The organism is Nocardia sp. NPDC004718 (assembly GCF_053601535.1).
Window position 1 is genome coordinate 20,063 of sequence record NZ_JBSGCA010000054.1, and the last position, 19,527, is coordinate 39,589.

The following is a 19,527-nucleotide window of genomic DNA, read 5'->3' on the forward strand; positions in this document are numbered from 1 at the left end:
CGCGGCTGGCGACCGGTGATCGTATGCATCGTGGTTGAACCGGATCGCGTGTGAGTGCGCGGCGTTGCGTTACTTCGCACTCAATGGCACTGATCACCGCAGCCATCACGAACAAGACGCCGCGATCGGTGACTACATCCGGTGGCGCAACCAGCACGCCGGACCGGTCCGCGACTTCGCCGTCGGTTCCACGATCCGGCGCCGGGACCACCTAACCAACGTCGCTTGACGCGGCACTAACTGCTCGTCAAGTATGTTGTTGCGCCCGATAGTTCGACAGCAGCCGATAGGTATCGGCGCAGCGTTAACGTTCACAGAGGGGGAGATCTGAACGTCGACGAAGTGTGGAGACTGAGCCGAAATGCCCTGTTAGAGGTCGGCATACGATGTCAATGGCCGGCTGGGACCGTGCTGATGCACGAAGGCGAACGGTCAGAGCACGTCGTGGTCATCGAGATCGGCCGCGTAAAGGTGACCTCGGCGGCGGCCAGCGGCAAACAGGCTTTGCTGGCGATTCGCGGACCCGGTGACTTGATCGGCGAGTTCTCCGCTATCGATGGCCGAGCGCGCTCGGCGACGGTGACCGCTTTATCGTCGGTCACCGCGACGTCGGTGCCGGGCTCGGCCTTTCGCGACTTGCTCATCGGCGACGGCAAGATCGCGTTCACGCTCCTGCAGGTGGTGGTAAACCGTCTGCGCGAAGCCGATATTCAGCGGCTGGAGTTCGGTGCCTACAGCGTCACCGAGCGGATCGCGCGCTTGCTGATCGACTATGCGCGGCGCTACGGGGAGCGCGGTGATGACCGCGTGACTATCGCTCTGGCGTTGTCGCAAGAGGAACTGGCCCATGCCGCGGGGGCGTCCAGAGAAGCAGTCTCGAAGTCTTTGAAACGGCTCCGCGACCTGGGCGCGGTGCGGACCGGGAGACGGCGAGTGGAGTTGCTGCGACCAGATCTCCTCGCCGACATCGTAGAAGGCCTGCCGAGTGTGCATTTGGACGCAGACGCGGCGACATACCTCCGATAGAACATGAGGCGACCCAAACCGTATGGAGGTAGACCATGAACGGACCGGTGCACCGCTCATTCGTCGTTGTCGATGTCGAGAACTCGAGTCGGCTGAGCAACCCGGAAATCACGGCGATGCGTTCGAATCTGTATCGAATCCTCGATGAGGTGACCAATCGCTCCAGATCCGTTGTCACCGACGATGATCGGGGCGACGGTTGCTTGCTTGTGCTCGAGCTTCCAGTGCTGGAGGTCCTCGACAAGGTTGTCGAGTCGGTCGTAGCGGGGGTTCGTGCACACAACCACACAGTTGGCCCGCTCGAGTGGATCCGAGTACGCATTTCCGTCCACGAGGGCTACGTGAACAAGGACGATCGGGGTTGGTCGAGCGATGCGCTGACTGCCACGTTCCGCCTCAACGACACCTCGGTAGTCAAGGACACTCTGAAGAACGCGAGCAGGGCCGTCGGGGTCGTCGTCGTCTCCGATGTCGTGTATCAGGGAGTTGTGCGGCACAACTATCGGCCGACGGTGACTGCCGCTGAGTATCGCGCCGCCGACATCAGGACCTCCGAAGGCGCGGTCAGAGCGTGGCTTCGGGTGCCTGGCTATCCCGAGCCGCCGCTTCCCGCCTATGCCGCCGAGCCGACGAGGACAGGGACGAGGCAAGCCATCCGAGCGGATGAGTTCGGAGCGATCAACGCCAACAACATGATCATCGGGGACGTCCGAGCCCGCACCATTATCGGCGGCGACAACCGAGGGGGACCGCGTGAGTGATTCTGAGGAGCCGGTCGCAGGTGAGACGACCGCACCAGATCCGGAGTCGATCGAGGACGCGGAGTCGGAGGCGAACAAGATTCGCGAACGAGCCACTGATGCTGAGCGTAGACGCGAATCGCGTGCCGCAGCGAACGCTAGGTTCGACGCGTTGGGTTCGATGAACGGGCTGCTCAACGCACATACGGTAATCTTCGGTGACGCACAGGTCGGCACTCTGATCGGCGGCGACAACTACCGGGGTGGGTCCGGGGCGGGTGTCGAGCGAAGCGGTCTAGTGGAACCACACAAGCTCCACGATCTCGACCAGATTTTCGTTCCGCCGCCGAAATTCGACCAGTTGTGCGATCGGCTGGGGACACAGTCGGTACTGCTGCTACGCGCTCCGAAAGGCTGGGGAAGAACCGCCACCGCCCTCCGGGCGCTGAGCCGGCAATGCGCGTCAGGTGTCCACAAGCTCAGCCCTGATGCGGAGTTGAGATCGCTGGACATCGAGTTCGCTCGCTGCACGGGATATTTGTTCGATACACCGCACAGCCCGCAACTACGCACGTTGAGTGAATTCCACCTCGAACAACTAGGTCGGCGGCTGGTCGAGGCCGAAAGTCGGATGATCGTCGTGGTCGATGATCAGGCCGAGCTCAGCCCCGACGTCGGCCCATTTGTGCTGGACGTTGGTGAGCCGGCCGACGTCAGGGCGATACTCAGGAAGCACCTGCTGCAACAGCTCACCGATGACGATCTCGGCGTGCTCTCGCGCGTCGAGGTAGAGGCGCTGCTGAACCTGGTAACAGAGCACCGTCCATCCGCCCATGAACTCGTCAACCTGGCTGCGCTGCTTGTCGATGTTGCCGCAGGTCGAATCGACAGCGCGGACGTGGTCGGTCGGTATGTGGCCGCCGAGGACAATCGGTTCCGGCAGTGGTTCGACGAGCTGGACACCGACACTCGCCCATTCGCGATCGCCTTGGCGGTGTTCAACAACATGCCGCTGCACATCGTGTCCGAAGCGGGCCGAGCGCTGGCGAGTTCGATCGTCGATGCGGAGACCATCCGCGAAGATGTCAGGCCAGGTCAGGTGGTGTTCGGCGTGCGAAGCACCGAATTGCTGAGTAGAGCTCAGGCACAGTCGTATCGGTCCCATGAGGACACGTTGTACGGCCGAGCCACCGTCACTGCGGTGCGATTCGCGAACGAACGTTTTCCGCAGCGGCTGCTCGAGTACGCATGGCAAGAGTATCCGGCCGCGCACCAGTTGGTTCGTAACTGGCTGCGTGAACTCGGAGGTGCAGACGACCTCAGAGTGAGCACGCGTGCGGGCGTCGCCGTCGGGTTGTTGTCCACTCTCGAGTTCGAATACGCCAGACGGTTGGTGATCGAACCATGGGCTGACAGCGGTCAGCGGCACGACCGGTACGCCGCGATCGGCGCGCTGCAGTTTGTGAGTCTGCAGCCCGAGCTTGCGCCGCTGGTCGCGGAGATGCTCGAGGCATGGGTCCAGCCGACGCAGCCGATGGCTCGGCGGGTCACGGCGACGGCTGCTCTGGGCAGCACCGTGGGGCAACTCATGCCGGACCGCGCACTCCGGCTGTTACGACGCTCAGCGCGCAGCTCCGACTCGGATCTGCGAGATGCAGTGTGTTACAGCATGATCGAACTCTTCTGCAGTCCGGAGCTGGAAATCCGTGTGTTGCGTGATCTGCGGAAGTGGACCGTGTCGCGACGGCGGGGCGTGCGCTACACCGGATTCTTGTGCACCCTGCAACTGAGTTTCGATCTGGTAGCCGAAACAGTCGGCGGTGTTGAGCCGTGGCCGAAGCTGGTCTGGCTGGCCGATCAATCCGACGAGCACCGCGACCACATCGTCGTGCTCTTCGCCCGCCTTATGCAAGCGCCGTACTACCCTCCCGCCGTCTATGCCGAAATCAAGCGATGGGTTCATGTCGCCGAACGCGACCCGCAGTTCCGTGGGCCGCTGGGACGGCTGCTCGTCAACCTGGAAACGGCAGATCAGAACAACGGAGTGGTGCCGTTTCACCTACGTGAATGGGCTGACGAGGACGACGGCCCGAGGGCGGCCATCGACGAACTGCTGACAATGCTCGACGCGAAACAGAGTGTTTGACATGACAATCGACCGAACACGACAACTTGTCCAGTATGCTGCAGTACAGAGGTCCGCATGGCGAACCTTCCGTCCCCCTGTAGACGGGCATGCGGCCGTATCGGTAGACCGGGCAGGGAGACTGACGTTACTGACGCGCCAGCCATCGGCAGGCGAAATATTCTTCCGGCCGCCGACGGGCGTGTACTGGGTGGACGTCGCCGTCCACCACAACTCATGCAGATTCGAACTGCCGACAGCTGAGGGCGTATTCACCTTCACAGCCGAAGTCGATGTGACCTGGCGGGTAGCCGATCCCGAGAAGGTGGTCAAAGACCGGCCGGCCACCGGTGAACAGGTGTATCGGCCCTACCTCGAACGGCAACTACGCCGACTGAGCCGCGAATACCAGGTCGAGCACTTTGCGATAGCAGAGCGTGAGATCAATGATCACTTCGATAAGCCAATCGCGTTGGATTGCGGCATATCGCTATTGAGCTGCACGGTGAAGCTGTCTCCCGAAGCCAGCACGCACGCGTATCTCCAAGAGGCCACCTTCGATCACCGGAAGGCTCAACGTCGTGAAGCCGAACACGGCGCCCGCATGCACACTGCGCAACTGCAGTCGAGTGAGAACGAATCTCAGCATGGGTTGCAGCTGCAGACGTCCCACCAGAGCTATGAGCTCACCAAGTTCGCCCAGCAGCGCAGCCTCGAGCTGGAGCAACAGCGAATGAGCTTCTACGCGGAAGCGATCCAGCGCGGTGACCTCAGTCCTCTCGCGTACCGGCTGGCGTCCAACCGCAGCGACGTCAACGAGGTCATCGGGCTGATGATGCAACAGAAGCAGGTGGATTTCGATGCCGCATATGCCATGGTGAAGGCGCTGCTCAACCAGAACCTGGTCAATAAACGTGATGCCGAGGACATCCTGACGTACGTGTCCGCGGCATTCGCCGACCAGGTGAATCCGGCGTCGGTAGGGACTGGTTCAGTGGCACCGCCGAAGCCCGAGCTCGTCGTGTCGCCGATGGCGGCGCTCGTGCAGGATGCCGAGGTGCTCGACCGGTCCGACGACGATGACGATGACGATGACTAACCCCGCTATCACGATGAACCCGTTGACCGAAATTCCTCTCGGCGGCGGATTGATCAGGCAGTTGGACAAGCTTCTGCTCGACCTGGGATTCGCGGCGAGGTGGGCCGAGACTGTCGAATTCTTGATTATCGTGGGCGTGGTGTTCGTCGTGCTGACCCTCGCTGTGGGCAAGGCAGTGCCCTGGATGAGCGGCAAACTGGCTGGGCACGAAGAACGTCTCACGGCTCCTGTTCCAGCGGTGTTGCTGGCGCCGGAATGGGTGGTTACCAAGGCTCTGGTGAGGGCTGGGCGTGTACCAGGGGCCTTCGTGCACGGCTACGGTGAGAGTGTGCTCGTGCTGGTCGATTGGCTGCAGGCGGCTTTGGCCGCTGTCCTGCGACTACTCGGATCGGTCGGCAAGCATGCCCGACCGATCGCGGGTGCGCTGCTCATGCTGGGATTTCTGTCGTGGAACAGCAATTCGTGCGTGGCCGATACCCTGCCCTGCGTGTCCCCGGTCCAGCACTGGACCACGCAGTTCGAAGGACCGCTGGTCAGGCAGGTGCGCTGAGTAGTGCCGCGGTGAACCAGGCCAGAAAGACGACGAGGCTGATCGCCGTCCAGCGCAGTGCCACACCGAAGCGGCGGTACTTGTGCTGGGCGATCTCGGCGAGAGTGCCAGCCTGCTGCCACGCCTGATCGGCCAGCGTCGGAGCGTTCGGTCGACCGCTCACATCAGTAGGGAAGCTGGGAAAGCAGAACCAGTTCCCGGGGCCGGCGCTATCGAGCCGCGGCCGCAACGTCGCGGCGAGGTAGCCCATGCACACGATCAGGCTCACTGCCAGTCCGATCGCCATCACGACCAGAGCGGTGCTCATGGATGTGCGGGTGGTGGTGACCAGCCCCGTCAGTGCGAATCCGTTGGCGGTCAGCAAGAGTCCCGCTTTGGTGTCAGCGGCGAGTATGACGCGGTTGAACTCGGCGACGGTGCGGAGCGCGGTGTTGAGGTCGTCGACTGGGCTGAGGCGGTTGCGAAACATCATGGGATCAGCACAGCAGTGGTTCGAGATGCACTCCAGGTACAAAGCCACACACTGCAGCACCAAAATCTCACTGCTGCTCCAAGACCGCGGCGAACCATGGGAACGACATCACGCGGCCGAGGAGGCGATGGACGCACCACGCGCATCGGGTACTACCCTGGGCTGCTGTAGGGAGAGGTGACATCGTCATCTCCCTCCGGCATGCGGGCATTTGAGGAATGTGTAACCGACATGTCACCCCGGCGAGTGGTACCTCCTCTACACCCTGTGGCCGAAGCTGCGGACAATCCGATAACCGCGTCGGACCGACATGATCCCGCCTCTGCGCCTCATGACCCGCAACACCTAGTGTTCAACGTGGCTGCCGACAAAGGGGTATACATCAAGGCTCTCGCCGTCGTGGGCAGGCGAACCCTGCCCGCGTCGTCACGGCCTGGCCATCGGACAAATGGTCTGCCTCGGTTGATCCGAACGAGTTCTGAATCGTCAGGGATTTTGATACCAGGCGGTCTTATTCGTTGGGACGTGCCACCCGTCTGGGAACCACACGCTGCTCGGCAGTACGTGACTTCGCGCGTTCGCGAACTTCTGTGAAAACGCACATCACCACGGAGTTCTGCGATACGGTATCGCCCGTTCACATGGGTTGCTAACAGTGGTACTGGGATTCATAAGGAAAGTCGTCACATGAATAATGGAGGCCGTAGTCGGGGTGTCGGCGGTAGCTCACCTTGGCAACAGCGGAAGACGTCCATGCCACATCTGCCTGGCGGATTCGACGGCTATCTGACTCGTCTACGGACAGTCCTTGAGGCACTGACCACCCCGCAACCTCGTGATGAGAACATCCCGTGGCCGTCGGCCGATTCCGCGATTTCCGCTGTCGAGGTTGCAAATCATCTCGCTCCAGCCGGACTCGTCCAACGGAATAACGACGGAACAATCGTGGCGACCGACCAGGCTCGTCGTTGGCTCGCATCACAAGATCACGCCGAGCTAGTCGGCACCCTCCACACCAATCTTCGTTTCATCGGAGAGTTGATGTACGAGGTCTCCGGCACTGGACTCACCGTGTCTGAGATCAACGACGTGGCCAACAAGTACTACTACCTCGGGTGGCAATCACTCGACCCCGTCCAGCGACGGTGCTATTGGCTGCGCGCAGCGGGCATGGCCGAGCTTCTGTTCACCGGCAAGGTCATTCTCACCGCTCAAGGTCGAGAGGTGCTTACACATTTGAAGTTGGTCTGTCCCAGGGATTTTGAGTCACAGTCGGCGGTGCTACTTGAAGACTTGCCGCAGCTAATGCCAGCTATATCAAAGGTCCTAAAAGATCTTGATCAAGGACTCCTTGAATCTCGCGTGACCGCGGGGCTGAACCATGTACCGAAAGGAGCGAAGCACAGCTTGATCAGTTCGCTAGCTGCTCAAGTAGATGCTGCAACTCCACGGATCGAGCGAGACGCTTTCATAGAGTTTTGCGCATCCGAGTTCCTGGCCAAACCCTCATCTGCGATCTCAGCACTCGATGCCGTCCGGAACGCGGGGCTATTTATCCAGGTCGACCGCGCTGCATTTGAGACATCCGAAGCCGCTCTGGCATGGCGGGCATCCGGACTCAGTCTCGATCTTGTCGGGATTGTCCACGCACACATCCGTTGTGTCGGCGAGCTGCTTCCCCTGCTTGATGAGACCCGAACAGTCGGAGAACTGAGTGGTGCTATCGAGTCAACCTACCCCGGCCTGTCATTCGGGATAGGTGCATTGCGCAATCGACTCCACCTGCTGCGAGAGGCCGGTCTCGTTGAGCAACCCACGAACACATCGTTTCGCGTAACCCCGCTGGGACGGACTTTCGCAAAGACGCTCCCCCTTGAGGCCGCACCCAACGTCGAGCAGGAATCGTCTGACGTGATAGCGGCTGCACCCGAGGATCCGACTCTGGCTACACTTTTCGACTCAGCCAGCGACGCTGCGCACTCTGAAAGACTCGAAAAAGCGGTCACCGCTGTGTTCCAAGAGCTGGGATTGGATGTGACACACATCGGCGGCCAGGGGCAAACCGACATTTTGATAACCATACGTCAGAGCCCGACAGAGTCGATTCGAATCATCGTTGATACCAAGGCTTCCAAGTATCAGTCGATCCTCGAAACCGCTGTGGACTTCGGCACCTTGGAAGAACATCGGGTTAAATATAGCGCCACACACGTCGCGCTCGTCGCCCCCGGATTCGATACAGGTCGTGTCCGCAGTCGTGCGGCCAAAACAGGTTGTGCCCTGATCACCGTTCAAGAGCTCGCAGACATACTTTCAAGATCTCGTTCCGAGCCACTCGCTCCGGTTGATCTGATCCCCCTCTTCTCCGCTGAGTCCGAGGGTGATCTATGGGGTGAGGCTGATCGCCGAGCCGAGGTGCTTAGCGCCGTCATCACCGCAGTTGCGGATGAGTCGGAGTATGTGGCGGAAACTGGCCGCAGCTTCGACCAGTACGATATCCATCGTGCCTTGCGGCGTGCGATCCAACCGTCGCCAAGCATGGACGAAGTTACCGCTGCACTAGACCTCCTGGCCTCCCCACTTGTAGGCGGTGTTTGTAAAGGCACGAAGGACGGCTATCTGCCGGGGCTCCCCGTCGAGTCGGTCGGTACTCGGTTGTCCGCCCTCGCTTTCGCGGTGCAACGTTGTTGGCGCACTTAAATTAGTGGGGATAGCTGCCCCACGCGCCGATCTCGATACACTCAGTCTAATAGATGGTGAATAATGGAAGCGGGCCGCGTGGCTGGAGCCCGCTGAGCAAGTCCACCGGTTGTGCAAGTTCTGATGCACCAGAATAGGTCAGAATGCTCTAAGGAGTGCGTAACCAACATTCACCCCGGCGAGTGATGCCAGCCACACTCTTCATGCCACTAGGCGACCTGAAAATCCTGCACCGAACCTCTGACCATCCGATGTGAAGCCCTTTCCGGCGGGCTGAAGTTGGACCCGAGGGCCTCGGGGCTGTTACTTGGAAGGCCCAGGACTGACCGGAGATTGCCCGCGCAGTGCTTCCCAGCTACGTATCATTGCGCGGTTGCGTCCGTCGATGTCCATCCGTCACGCCAGATTCCGGGCGCTCAAACGCCCAGAATCCAAGAAGTTGGGCGAAGAAATCTATCGACCTATCCATACGAGATTCGGCGGCTCAAGAACACCGCGAGGATTAGATAAGGCGAAACCGTCACCAGTGAACCGGGCGTCGTAATGCCGCATTGCGTGATTCAGTTCGAACATCAACGTCGCTAGCTTGTCTTCGGGGCTGTTCGTCCGAATCAAAATTTGATCGGGCGAAGCCATACTTATTCCCTGGCGCGATCCCAATCCCAGTCGCTCAAGAATGTAGCGGAGGTCCGCCTCGACATCGCCGCCACGGAGCAAGAGATGACATATACGTAGGAAGACCCTGGCCCGTGGCGATGCCCGGTAATACGATGCGTTAACCCCCTGTTCTAGCATTCCTGCTGTCACCAATAAGAACACCCTAGGCCGGAGAGTGCTGGGGCTCATCCCTAGAGATTTCCCCAGGGCCGGAAAGTTGAGGAAACCATGCATCACAATTTCCTCAAGTGTGGCAGCGAGTAGTCCGGGGATACCACAGCCATTCAAAAATAGTTCTATGTCCATCGCCGACAACCTGCCGAACAATACGTTCAAGAGCAAGTCGTCTACAATCTGGGACTTTATGGATTCAGCAACAAATAGGCGTTCCTCGTCCTTGTCAGCATCAAACATTGGATAACGAAATAATCGTAGAATTCCTACCCTGTCCGGCAATCGGACGCGGGCGTTGTGGATAAATTCCTGAACGCGTCCTTCGCTGCGAGCCTCATGGGGGTACAGGTATACGGGGAGGTCGCCACCAGGGTCATGTAGAAGCGATGCTAGATCTTTGTCAATCCCCGCCGCGTGATGAGTCAGGGTCTGCCCGATGAGGTGGCGGGAGTAATCACGGGTCAGGACGCATGCGAAGTCAAACAGACCCCGGTCCGCCTCACCGTATCCGTACACCTCTGAGCGTGACAGCTCCTGCGCACATTTGATGGAAACCTCTGTAACGTAGTTGTGTTCGTCAGATCTAGTGCCTCGTCAAGCAACCTTCGGTAGGTAATCAGGTTGCCGGATCTTGGAGTTGACGGCGAAGTCGCGTTTGGGTCGGGCGTGCTGGTTGTACCAGCGGATGTAGGCGCCGATCGCGGCGTCCTGTTCGTCGTGGCTGCGGTGATCGGTCCCGTTCAACGCGAAGTAGCGTAGAGCCGCGAATTCGGCTTCGATCCAGTTCAACCACGATGAATAGGTCGGCAGGAACACCAGTTCCACGTCATTGGCCGCGGCCCAGGCGCGGACCTCGGCTCGCTTGTGCGGGGAGAAGTTGTCGAGGATGACGTAGAGCCTTTCGCCGGGCCAGCGTGCCCGCAGCGACTTCAGCAACGACAAGAACGCCTGCCACCGTTTACGATCCCGGATCCGGTAGTGGAGCTTGCCGGTCGCCAGATCCAGAGCGCCGAGCAGGTGCCGCACGCCCTGGGTCCGCCGGTAGGTCGCTCGCAGCCGTTTCGGGGTTCGTCGCGGGAACCAGCCACGACCAGCGCGGGGTTGCAGATTCAGCGGCCCGAACTCGTCCACGCAGATCACCCGTCCATCGGTGGGTGGATGGTCGTAGAGGTCCAGCACGCGGCTCATCTTCGCGGTGAACTCGGGATCGGTCCCGGCTTTCCAGGTCTTGACCGCCTGCCACGACACCCCCTCGGCTTTGAGGATCTTGCGCAGAGTTTCGCGGCTGATCTCAGCGATGCCGTTGCCGATCAGTACTTCGCGCAGTTTCGACAGGCTCCATGTCGAGAACGGCCAGCCCAGGTCACGCGGGCAGCACCGGGCGATGCAGGCGATGCGTTCACGCGTCGCCCGATCGACCTTCCTCGGCCTGCCCGCGCTCCATTTTGGGTCCAGCGCGTCGAACCCCCGCTCGTTGAACTCGTGGATCACCTGCCGCACGTACGCTTCGCTCACCTGCATCAACCTTGCGATCGCGGGAACCGGCTGCCGCTGGGCCGAGGCCATCACCACGATCGCTCGTCGCATCCTGACCGGTTGCTTGCTCGTCTTGGTGATCTTCTGCAACCGCCGCCCCTCCTCTGGGGTCACCGCTCGCACAAACACTTCCGGCTTCCGGGCCACCAACACCACCTCCACCGGCAGCATCACCGGCAACAGGTCCACGATCAACCCGACACCCAGTTACCGAGGCAACCTACTTGGACGAGGCACTAGCCACAGCAGCAGGTCTACCATCTACCTCCGACATCTCACCCCGGCGAGTTGTGCCAGCTCAGCATGATCTCGGCATCGGCCACCCGGTCGATCACCCTGCTGTCGTACCTCAGCCACTGCGGACGCTGTGAAACTAGGGCCACGTCACTCTGGGCGCACGCGAGGGATCTGTAACCACGCCAGCGGTTCGGGGTGGATCGCAAATCCTTCCACGGTACGCTTCGTTCCCTGATGGGTAGACTAAATGTGGAGGGTCGTGTGGTGAAGGAGGCGGGGGATGGCGCGCTCTGACCTGCTTCTTGACCTCGTCGAGGCTGAACGGCGAGGGGATCGCGACCGCTTTCGGATGCTCGTTGAGGCGGTGATCGCCGAAGAGCGAGCGAAGCAGCACCATCTAGTAGCGGATCGTCTATCCGAAATCATCACCACGACAGGTCAGGGGATGACCCGCGACGAGCACGCGACAGCTGTGCGTGACCTTGTCGCGGAGGTTGTTCCTCAACGTCGCATGGACGAACTCGAACTTGAGCCTATCACTCGCCGCGTGCTAACTGAGCTGCTTGAGGAGCAAAAACGTTCGGACCTGTTGCGCAGCTATGGAATCGAGCCGCGAAACCGGCTTCTGCTGTCAGGTCCGCCGGGCAACGGCAAGACCAGCGTAGCCGAGGCGATCGCTGCGGAGTTGATGCTCCCCTTCTACGTCATCCGTTATGAGGGAGTGGTATCCAGTTTTCTCGGCGAGACAGCGGCCAGGCTCGACCAGGCTTTCGAGTTCGTAAGGACCCGACGTTGCGTGCTCTTCTTCGACGAACTCGACACCATCGCCAAAGAGCGATCCGACGAACACGAGACAGGCGAAATCAAACGAGTCGTCTCCACTCTCCTGCTTCAAGTGGACCGGCTTCCCGCCCATGTCATCCTGATTGGGGCGACCAATCATGGCGAGCTACTCGATCGGGCGGCGTGGCGTCGATTCCAGATCCGGGCTGAGTTGTGCCCTCCGAGCCGTGTACAGGCGACGAAGTATCTTGAAACGCTTGCTGCGAGGTTCGGTGGTGATCTTGGTTACACACCTCGTACACTTGCTGACAGGCTGGCGGGGTCGAGTTACGCCGAACTGGAGGAGTTCGCACTCGATGTTCGTCGCCGGGCTGTCCTGGAACTTCCCGATGTCGACCTTCGTCGAATCGTTCAAGAAAGGCTCGAGCACTGGCGCAAACAGGTAACGGAGTGAAAGGGGAACCTCGTCCGCTCCTCGCACTGAGCCCGCCGGAAGCTGGAAAACGACCGAAGCAGCCGTCGATCCGACCACCGACACTCCACAAGCCGACCCACGCTCGCCAAGTCACGAGGCTAACCCCAAAGTTTCAAGCTCTCGCAGATGCGTTTGCCAAACAGCGAGCAGTCTTGACAAACGGGCAGGTCGACGAAATCGACCCTGAGCTTGTCCTCGTCTTCGACCTGGCGGGCACGATTGAGCAGTTTCGCAACGCGGTCGAGCGAATCGAGGGTTTCGATTTCCTCACCGAACTGCTCGATGAGGAGTCCGAGGCCGACGAGGACTTCCACATGGTCGACCGGGAATCCAACACAGTCGACAAACCGGTCATGCACTCGCTCTATCTGGTCATGGCCAACGCACAAGCCGCCAACCAGCTAATACAGTTGTTCGACCGCTGGGAAGCTGACCCCGCCGTGCCATTCGAATGGGGACTCGGAAAGTTCAGGAACGCATTCGAACAACTCAGAGACATTCGCAAGTGGGACGTCACCGACCGCATACGCGACACCGGGTTGCTTGAGCAGTGGAACGAGCGCCTGCAAGTCGCGGGGCAATCTCCGAGCCCGGTCACGGTTGAGATCGAACTGTGGTTTCGCCGGACTCCGGAGGAAAGGGCCGCAGCGCACGCTCATGTGAAGAATCTCGTAGACGCGGTCGGCGGGCGGATCCTGGACCATGCTCAAATTGCCCCGATCGCGTACCACGGTCTCCTGGTCGAAGTCCCCGTTCAACAGGTCCGCACCGTCCTTCATGAGGGCGCCGATCAGATTCAACTCCTCTCCGCCGAGGACATCATGTTCGTCAGCCCCTACACACCGATGTCAGTCACCACACCGTCCTCGGAGCCCGTGGAAACTAAGGCACTGCCGAAAGCCGAGCGGCTTGAAACCAAGCCGCGCATCGCGCTTCTGGACGGATTGCCGGTTGTGAACCACGATGCGCTAGCGGGGCGACTCGTTGTTGACGACCCCGACGAACTTTCCGACAGCTACGCAGTTAACTCACGACGCCACGGCACATCCATGGCATCGCTGATTCTGCACGGTGACCTGTCCGCGCCACAGACACCTCTCGACCGGCCTCTGTATGTTCGCCCGATTCTGCAGCCGCATCCTTGGCTGCCTGCACACGAGCAAGCCATCGAAGGCAAACTGTGGATCGATTTGCTACACCGAGCCATTCGACGAGTCTTTGACGGCGATGGTCAGCACGATGGGGTTGCGCCTAGTATCCGGATCATCAACCTGTCGATTGGTGTCGAATCCCGTGCGCTGGTTCGACGTATCAGTCCACTCGGCAAGCTGCTTGACTGGCTGTCGGTCAAATACAACGTTCTTTTCGTCGTCAGTGCTGGCAATCACCTGAGTAGTCGACTCGTCATACCAGCCGAAGCGGCAGCAGACGTAGGAACGGCACGCATTGCGGCAATCAAGGCCGCCCGAAGCAACGCTCGATCTCGACGGGTGCTTCCGCCCGGAGATTCCCTCAACGCTCTGACCGTCAGCGCAACGCATGCCGACGCCGCTGGTGACATCGCTGATTCCGACTCAGTATGGGATCTGCTGGATCCCGGGATGCCATCGCTCTACGGAGCAGTCGGACCAGGGTTGGGAAGGTCGGTTAAGCCTGACCTGCACCATGCAGGGGGCCGCGCCCTTTACGTCAAACCCATACTTGCAAACGCCGATCCCACCGTGGAACTCCAACTCGCCAACACGAGCACATCAGGACCCGGTCATCGTGTCGCAGCCCCGGGGCGACTCGGCGCTACGAACTCCACTACCTTCACGCACGGCACCAGCAACGCCACCGCGCTCGTCACCCGCGAAGCCAGTCGCATTTTCGACATCCTTGAAGCCGGGGCGGCCGACAGCCTCGCCGACCTACCGTTCCCTGATCCGCAGTTTCACCCAGTTCTGGCGAAAGCCCTACTCGTACACGCCTGCGACTGGGGCGACCTATCTCACAAGTTGCAGCAGATCCTGGCTATGGAATCCAACACTGCTCGACGGGATCTCACCGCGTTGCTGGGATACGGCGCACTCGCGGTAGACCGGTTGGGGGCTGCTGCTACCAACCGGGCGGTGCTGATTACCGGTGGCCTGATCGAACGAGACCAGCGGCATACTCATTGGGTTCCGCTGCCGGCCTCCCTGCGGGCGAAGGCTGCCTGGCACCGATTCACCGTCACACTCGCGTACATGGCCCCTACCGCTGGGCAACTCACCAAGTATCGCGGCGCCAAGGTGTATTTTCACAAGCTCGACGAAGGCGCGGCAGGTCGAGCACGCGGCGTGCAAGCAGACCATAACTCGGTTCGCCGCGGCACCTGTCAGCACGAGGTGATAGAGAATTCGCGCGCCCTGCGGTTCGACGATGATGGCCGTCTTGCCATCCATGTCGATTGCATGGACGATGCACAGAAGATGGCGAAAGGCGACAAGCTTCGTTACGGACTGGTGGTATCGATCGAGACTGCTGTCACCACCTCAGCCACGATCCACCAAGAGATCCGTACGAGTCTTCAGGTGCAAGCGCGTGCCGCCGTTAGGACACGATCTCGATAAGAACGTTGAGGCCAAAGCGCCGCGTTGGAGCATGAGCATTACCCAGATCAGCCGCAGGTGGTCTTCGCCCGACCGATCATCGCGGCAGCTCTGTCCCTTGGCTGGACGAGAGTTACGACGACAGCTGCCCCGGGAAGTGCGAAGTCGGCTTCGATCACTGACCCGACCAGTACGAACGCGTGGGCTGGAACTGTTCCCATCTATGCAGCGGCCCTGCCCGGGACACTATGAACATCGGAACGGATCTGCCAGTTGCGGCCCTTGCTCGCCAAATTGCGGCTAAGAGTGCTTAACCAACATGTGACCCCGGTGAGTCGTACCACCTCCGCACTCCCTATGACCGGAGTTGCGCCGGACCGACATGACCCCTCCGCCAACCGGAACATTTGTCGCCGATGTTCCCAGACCCGTCGGTGGAGCTGGCATGTGATAGCGCCGCGCATGTGGAAGCGCAACTTCCACAAGCTTCCCTCCTCGAGCATTCATAGGCCGAAACAACCGTCTTCCTCGTCGTGGATCAATACCTGGACGCTCTCCGGTTGCGGCCACGAGAGACTTGAGGTGCGTGAAAGTCCTGTCCGGGGGCGCATCCGCTCGAACTCGGTGGCCCAACCGATGCCGAAGGAACCAGGCCACTGAATCTCGACCGGCACGAAATTGCCTCTCCAGCTGCAGCTTTCGTCTTAACGAGTCAGGGGATCCATGACATCGCGAGAGTTCAACGCCGACACGATGACCTCCGCAAATCTGCTCTTGACACCAATCAGAGCACGTGCCGATTCTGTGCGCCAACCGAATTCATAACTGGTGGGCCATCGACGAAGCCTTTGGCAGGAGGCGCACTCTGTGCGGATCAGCGAGCGATCGAGATCGCGAAGGGCGCGAACCCGCTGGATCGGATCACGTGCGGTACGAACAAGATCGCGGCCTCGGCAGCCCGCGCGCTCTCGATCCCGCCGAGGTCCGTGATCCACTCCTGGTGCCAGCCGAGGTCCGCGAGAAGCCCTCGGACGACCTGCTTGGCCTGCGGGTCCTTGCCGGAGAGGAACGCGGTTGGCGTCTGGGTGAGCGCGGCGGGCGCGGTCATCACCGAGTGAAGCATCGTGTTGAGCGTCTTGACGACGTGCGTCTCGGGGAGCGCCTCCTGGAGTTGCTCCGCGAGGCTCGAGCCGGGGTAGAGCAGGTCTGCGGGCAGGCCGTCCGGCCCGTCGACGGTGGCGTTGGAGACGTCTACCAGGATCTTGCCGCGCAGTTGCTCGCGCAGCGCGGCGAGCCGCTCCAGCGAGCCGGCGCCCGGCGTGGCGTTGATGACGATCTGCGCTGTCCGGGCAGCGTCGGCGGCAGCGCCCGGCGAGCGGTCCGCCACGGTCACGTCGTGCCCGGTTCGGGTGAGGGCGGTGGCCAGGCCGCCGCCGACGCGGCCGCCGCCGAGAATGGTGACCTTGCTCATGGTGAGCTGGTCCTCCTAGTTTTCTGTTCTGGTCGGTGGTCAGCGGGAGAGCGTGGCGACCGCATCGGCGTGCACGCCGGGCGCCGCGGCCAGGAAGCTGTCGCTGTCCGGGGTCCAGGGGCGGCCCTCGGCGGTGGAGATCCGTCCGCCGGCCTCGGCGACTAGCAGCGCCCCGGGAAGCAAGTCCGCGCGGGCCCCGGCGAACTGCCAGAAGGCGTCGATCCGGCCGGCGGCCACGTTCAGCAGGTGCAGGGTGGCGGGCACGGCTGTGCGCACCACGAGCGCGTCGATGAGCATCTCGGTGATCGAGGAGCCGACGCGCCGCACGACCTTCTCGTCCTCGTCCGGCCTGGCCTGGCTCGTGGCCACGATGCTCAGCCCGAGATCCGTGGTCCCCGACACGTGCAGCGGCCGGCCGTCGCGGTGGGCGCCGGCGCCGGCGAGCGCGGTGTAGGTCTCGCCGATCAGCGGCAGGTGGACCGCGGTGAGCACCGGCTGGTTGTCGCGCACCAGGGTGGCGGTCACCGCCCACTCCGGCAGGGCGTGCAGGTGGTTGACATTGCCTTCGACCGGATCCACGACCCACCATTCGCCGACCGGCAGAGCGCCGCCGTCGAGCTCCTCCTCCACCCAGCGGGCGTCCGGGCGCAGGACTTCGAGGCGGGGGCGCAGGATGTCGAGGACCGTGTCGTCGTTGGCGGCGAGCGCGCCCATCAGCTCTTCGCGGGTCTGGTACTGGGCCACGTCGCCGAAGCGCTCCCGCAGTGCCGAACTCGCCGTGCGTACGGCGATCGCGGTGTGTGCGAGCAGGTCGGCGTCGGAGGCGGAGCTGGCAGCTGTGGCAACACCGGTGTTGCGAATCGACTCGGGCATGGCGGGTGCTCCTATCTGGGCAGGGGGATGAGGTCAGCCGGGCGAGAATCGTGGCTTTCGCGCCCGCATTTCGAACACTAGGAGGGGTCATCATTAACTTCAAGTGCATGTAAAGCACGTTTAACATGACTCTCATGCAATTGGATCTGAATCTGCTCGCCGCGCTCGACGCTCTCCTGGAGGAAGGCAGCGTGGCCGGCGCGGCCGACCGCCTGCACGTCACCGCTCCCGCGATGAGCCGAAGCCTCGGCCGAATCCGGCGCACGACAGGGGATCAGATCCTGGTGCGCACAGGGCGCACGATGACTCCGACGCCCTACGCGCTCGCCGTCCGGGAACAGGTGCACGACCTGCTGCGGCAGGTTCAGGGCGTGCTGGCGCCAAGCCGTGAACTCGACCTCGCGACGCTCGAGCGCACCTTCACGCTGCGCTGGCACGACGCACTGGTCGCCCTCAGCGGCCCCGCCCTTCTCGCTGCCGTGCGCGAGCAGGCGCCGGGCGTGCGTCTGCGCTTCATCGCGGAATCGAGCATCGACACCCCCGAGTTGCGGCGCGGCGAGGTCGACCTCGCCGCGAACGCGGACCGCCCGACCGCACCCGAGATTCGCGCCGATCGGGTGGCCGAGACCCAGCACGTCATCGTCGTACGGCGGGGGCACCCGCTCACTCATGTCGAGACCGTCACCGCCGCGCGGTACGCCGCGGCCGAGCACATCACCGTCTCGCGGCGCGGAAGGCTCGGCAACATCCTCGACGACGCTCTCGCGCGGCTCGACCTCACCCGGCGTGTGGTGGCGACCGCGCCCACCGAAAGAGCCGCGCTCGAGTTCGTGCGCGGCTCCGACCTCCTCGTCACAGCCCCCGAGTCCACGGCGCGTTCGGCCGCCGCCGATCTCGGGCTGGTCCTGCTACCGCTGCCGTTCGACCTGCCGCCGGCCCCGGCGTACCTGTCATGGCATCAACGCTATGACACCGACCCCGCCCACATCTGGCTACGCGATCTGGCACGGACCGCGTTGACCAGTGCGATGAGAGGACAGGATCAGACGGCGCGTTGACACTAGGACGTTCCGTGCCCACCACGCGTCGGTCGCAGCCCACACCCACCTCAGATGGCCACGCTCTGCAAGTGCCCGCTTCTCGAATCGCGAAGTGGCGCTTGTCCGAACCACATGGTGTCCATCGTAGGTACCGAAGCGGTGCAGCCGGTAAGGACCGCGGGTTCCTGACCGGTGTCGGGGCCCCAGACCCGCACAGTCTCATCGCGACCACCCGTGATCGCGACTGGTCAGCCGTCGCCGGCAGACGCCACACATGCGGACGCATCGACGCATCAAGGAGTGCATAACCAACATGTCACTCCCGCCGCGCGCCAACTCCTCGCGCCGCACCCCCGGCACCCGTCGATGGGCCAGGCCGGGCCGCAACCCCGCCGCCTCCGGAGTGAGGCGTTCGCGCCTGCTGTAGCGGATTCGGTGCTGGCAATAGGAAATTCCCGATGGTCGATCCGCTGAAGATCGATCTGGATGAGATCAGATCACTTCGGGGCGCAGTTGAATATGAGGGCCGGTGAAATCGCGCAAATCAATACCTCTTCGGTGCGATCGAGATCGATAGCTCGCAGCGACGATTCCCGCCGTCATCAGTTCCGCGCCAACAGCTTCCGCGCAGCAAGTGTGGGGAGCGTGCGGTATCAGCACTCCCGAAGACAAAGTTGTCGCGAAATACAGCAAAGCGCGGTTGACCTGCGGTAACACCAGCTATGGATTCCGGCACATCCAAACCAAGCACGGCGAGGAGTGGCAAGGGCTTGCAGCCATAGAAAACCGCAACTGGCGCGACATCGCTGACATGGCGATCAGTAAATCGTTGGATACCCCCGACCTCGTTGTCCCGCAGGGCGCTCGAACCTGTTACTCAGGGCAGATATACTTGGTCAACGGGACTGCCCCGAGTTTGGTTGACTCGTGGGTTTGGTCTTTCAGGCCGCGACTGCGGGCCGGTTTATTGTCTCAAACTCGATCGGGGTGAGCCGA

The 19,527-nt window shown here is 61.8% G+C and carries 14 protein-coding genes; 9 read left to right on the forward strand and 5 right to left on the reverse strand.

Going from position 1 to position 19,527, the window contains the following annotated elements:
* The first annotated feature begins 342 nt into the window (after positions 1-342).
* From ACWEH3_RS29855 to ACWEH3_RS29875, 5 genes are all read left to right on the forward strand, one after another.
* Positions 343-1,026, forward strand: coding sequence for a Crp/Fnr family transcriptional regulator (locus tag ACWEH3_RS29855; protein WP_450023684.1), 684 nt, complete (start codon positions 343-345; stop codon positions 1,024-1,026).
* Between the two features lie 149 nt (positions 1,027-1,175).
* Complete coding sequence (locus tag ACWEH3_RS29860; protein ID WP_450023682.1) at positions 1,176-1,787, forward strand: hypothetical protein; 612 nt, start codon at positions 1,176-1,178, stop codon at positions 1,785-1,787.
* Positions 1,780-3,912, forward strand: a complete 2,133-nt coding sequence (locus tag ACWEH3_RS29865; protein ID WP_450023680.1) for a hypothetical protein — start codon at positions 1,780-1,782, stop codon at positions 3,910-3,912. The genes ACWEH3_RS29860 and ACWEH3_RS29865 overlap by 8 nt, the downstream gene beginning before the upstream one ends.
* 1 nt (position 3,913) lies before the next feature.
* On the forward strand, positions 3,914-4,990 hold the full coding sequence (locus tag ACWEH3_RS29870; RefSeq protein ID WP_450023678.1) for an SPFH domain-containing protein: 1,077 nt from the start codon (positions 3,914-3,916) through the stop codon (positions 4,988-4,990).
* Positions 4,991-5,003: 13 nt separating this feature from the next.
* Positions 5,004-5,540, forward strand: coding sequence for a hypothetical protein (locus ACWEH3_RS29875; RefSeq protein ID WP_450023676.1), 537 nt, complete (start codon positions 5,004-5,006; stop codon positions 5,538-5,540).
* Here ACWEH3_RS29875 and ACWEH3_RS29880 read toward each other — a convergent pair.
* Positions 5,524-6,012, reverse strand: a complete 489-nt coding sequence (locus tag ACWEH3_RS29880) for a hypothetical protein (RefSeq protein ID WP_195140015.1) — start codon at positions 6,010-6,012, stop codon at positions 5,524-5,526. The two genes, ACWEH3_RS29875 and ACWEH3_RS29880, sit on opposite strands and share 17 nt — an antisense overlap.
* A 945-nt stretch (positions 6,013-6,957) precedes the next feature.
* Here ACWEH3_RS29880 and ACWEH3_RS29885 point away from each other — a divergent pair.
* Entirely contained in the window at positions 6,958-8,712 is a 1,755-nt protein-coding gene (locus ACWEH3_RS29885) for a restriction endonuclease (protein WP_450023673.1), read from the forward strand.
* 453 nt (positions 8,713-9,165) lie between these two features.
* Here ACWEH3_RS29885 and ACWEH3_RS29890 read toward each other — a convergent pair whose 3' ends face one another.
* Positions 9,166-9,783, reverse strand: coding sequence for a hypothetical protein (locus ACWEH3_RS29890; protein ID WP_450023671.1), 618 nt, complete (start codon positions 9,781-9,783; stop codon positions 9,166-9,168).
* 354 nt (positions 9,784-10,137) lie between these two features.
* Positions 10,138-11,268 carry an IS630 family transposase gene (locus tag ACWEH3_RS29895; protein WP_450023694.1) on the reverse strand — a complete coding sequence of 377 codons (1,131 nt, stop codon included), beginning with the start codon at positions 11,266-11,268 and terminating at the stop codon, positions 10,138-10,140.
* A gap of 328 nt (positions 11,269-11,596) precedes the next feature.
* Between ACWEH3_RS29895 and ACWEH3_RS29900 the strand changes: the two genes are divergently transcribed.
* Together ACWEH3_RS29900 and ACWEH3_RS29905 are read left to right on the forward strand one after the other, a co-directional pair.
* On the forward strand, positions 11,597-12,553 hold the full coding sequence (locus ACWEH3_RS29900) for an AAA family ATPase (protein WP_450023669.1): 957 nt from the start codon (positions 11,597-11,599) through the stop codon (positions 12,551-12,553).
* A 173-nt stretch (positions 12,554-12,726) separates the two neighbouring features.
* On the forward strand, positions 12,727-15,168 hold the full coding sequence (locus ACWEH3_RS29905; protein WP_450023667.1) for a S8 family peptidase: 2,442 nt from the start codon (positions 12,727-12,729) through the stop codon (positions 15,166-15,168).
* 853 nt (positions 15,169-16,021) lie between these two features.
* On the opposite strand, the gene ACWEH3_RS29910 is transcribed toward ACWEH3_RS29905, so the two are convergent.
* Together ACWEH3_RS29910 and ACWEH3_RS29915 are read right to left on the reverse strand one after the other, a co-directional pair.
* Positions 16,022-16,618 (reverse strand): NADPH-dependent F420 reductase, encoded by a 597-nt coding sequence (locus tag ACWEH3_RS29910; protein ID WP_450023665.1) that lies wholly within the window; start codon positions 16,616-16,618, stop codon positions 16,022-16,024.
* A 39-nt stretch (positions 16,619-16,657) separates the two neighbouring features.
* Entirely contained in the window at positions 16,658-17,491 is an 834-nt protein-coding gene (locus ACWEH3_RS29915) for an inositol monophosphatase family protein (RefSeq protein WP_450023663.1), read from the reverse strand.
* Positions 17,492-17,625: 134 nt separating this feature from the next.
* Between ACWEH3_RS29915 and ACWEH3_RS29920 the strand changes: the two genes are divergently transcribed.
* The gene (locus tag ACWEH3_RS29920) at positions 17,626-18,549 is read left to right on the forward strand and encodes a LysR family transcriptional regulator (protein WP_450023661.1); all 924 of its coding nucleotides are present in this window, start codon (positions 17,626-17,628) and stop codon (positions 18,547-18,549) included.
* The last annotated feature ends 978 nt before the right edge of the window (positions 18,550-19,527 follow it).

Bases quoted from the DNA above. Each gene is read 5' to 3' on its own strand.
- ACWEH3_RS29870 (WP_450023678.1), top strand. From the start codon at position 3,914: ATGACAATCGACCGAACACGACAACTTGTCCAGTATGCTGCAGTACAG.
- ACWEH3_RS29875 (WP_450023676.1), top strand. From the start codon at position 5,004: ATGAACCCGTTGACCGAAATTCCTCTCGGCGGCGGATTGATCAGGCAG.
- ACWEH3_RS29880 (WP_195140015.1), bottom strand. From the start codon at position 6,012: ATGATGTTTCGCAACCGCCTCAGCCCAGTCGACGACCTCAACACCGCG.
- ACWEH3_RS29890 (WP_450023671.1), bottom strand. From the start codon at position 9,783: ATGTTTGATGCTGACAAGGACGAGGAACGCCTATTTGTTGCTGAATCC.
- ACWEH3_RS29900 (WP_450023669.1), top strand. From the start codon at position 11,597: ATGGCGCGCTCTGACCTGCTTCTTGACCTCGTCGAGGCTGAACGGCGA.
- ACWEH3_RS29910 (WP_450023665.1), bottom strand. From the start codon at position 16,618: ATGAGCAAGGTCACCATTCTCGGCGGCGGCCGCGTCGGCGGCGGCCTG.
- ACWEH3_RS29915 (WP_450023663.1), bottom strand. From the start codon at position 17,491: ATGCCCGAGTCGATTCGCAACACCGGTGTTGCCACAGCTGCCAGCTCC.
- ACWEH3_RS29920 (WP_450023661.1), top strand. From the start codon at position 17,626: ATGCAATTGGATCTGAATCTGCTCGCCGCGCTCGACGCTCTCCTGGAG.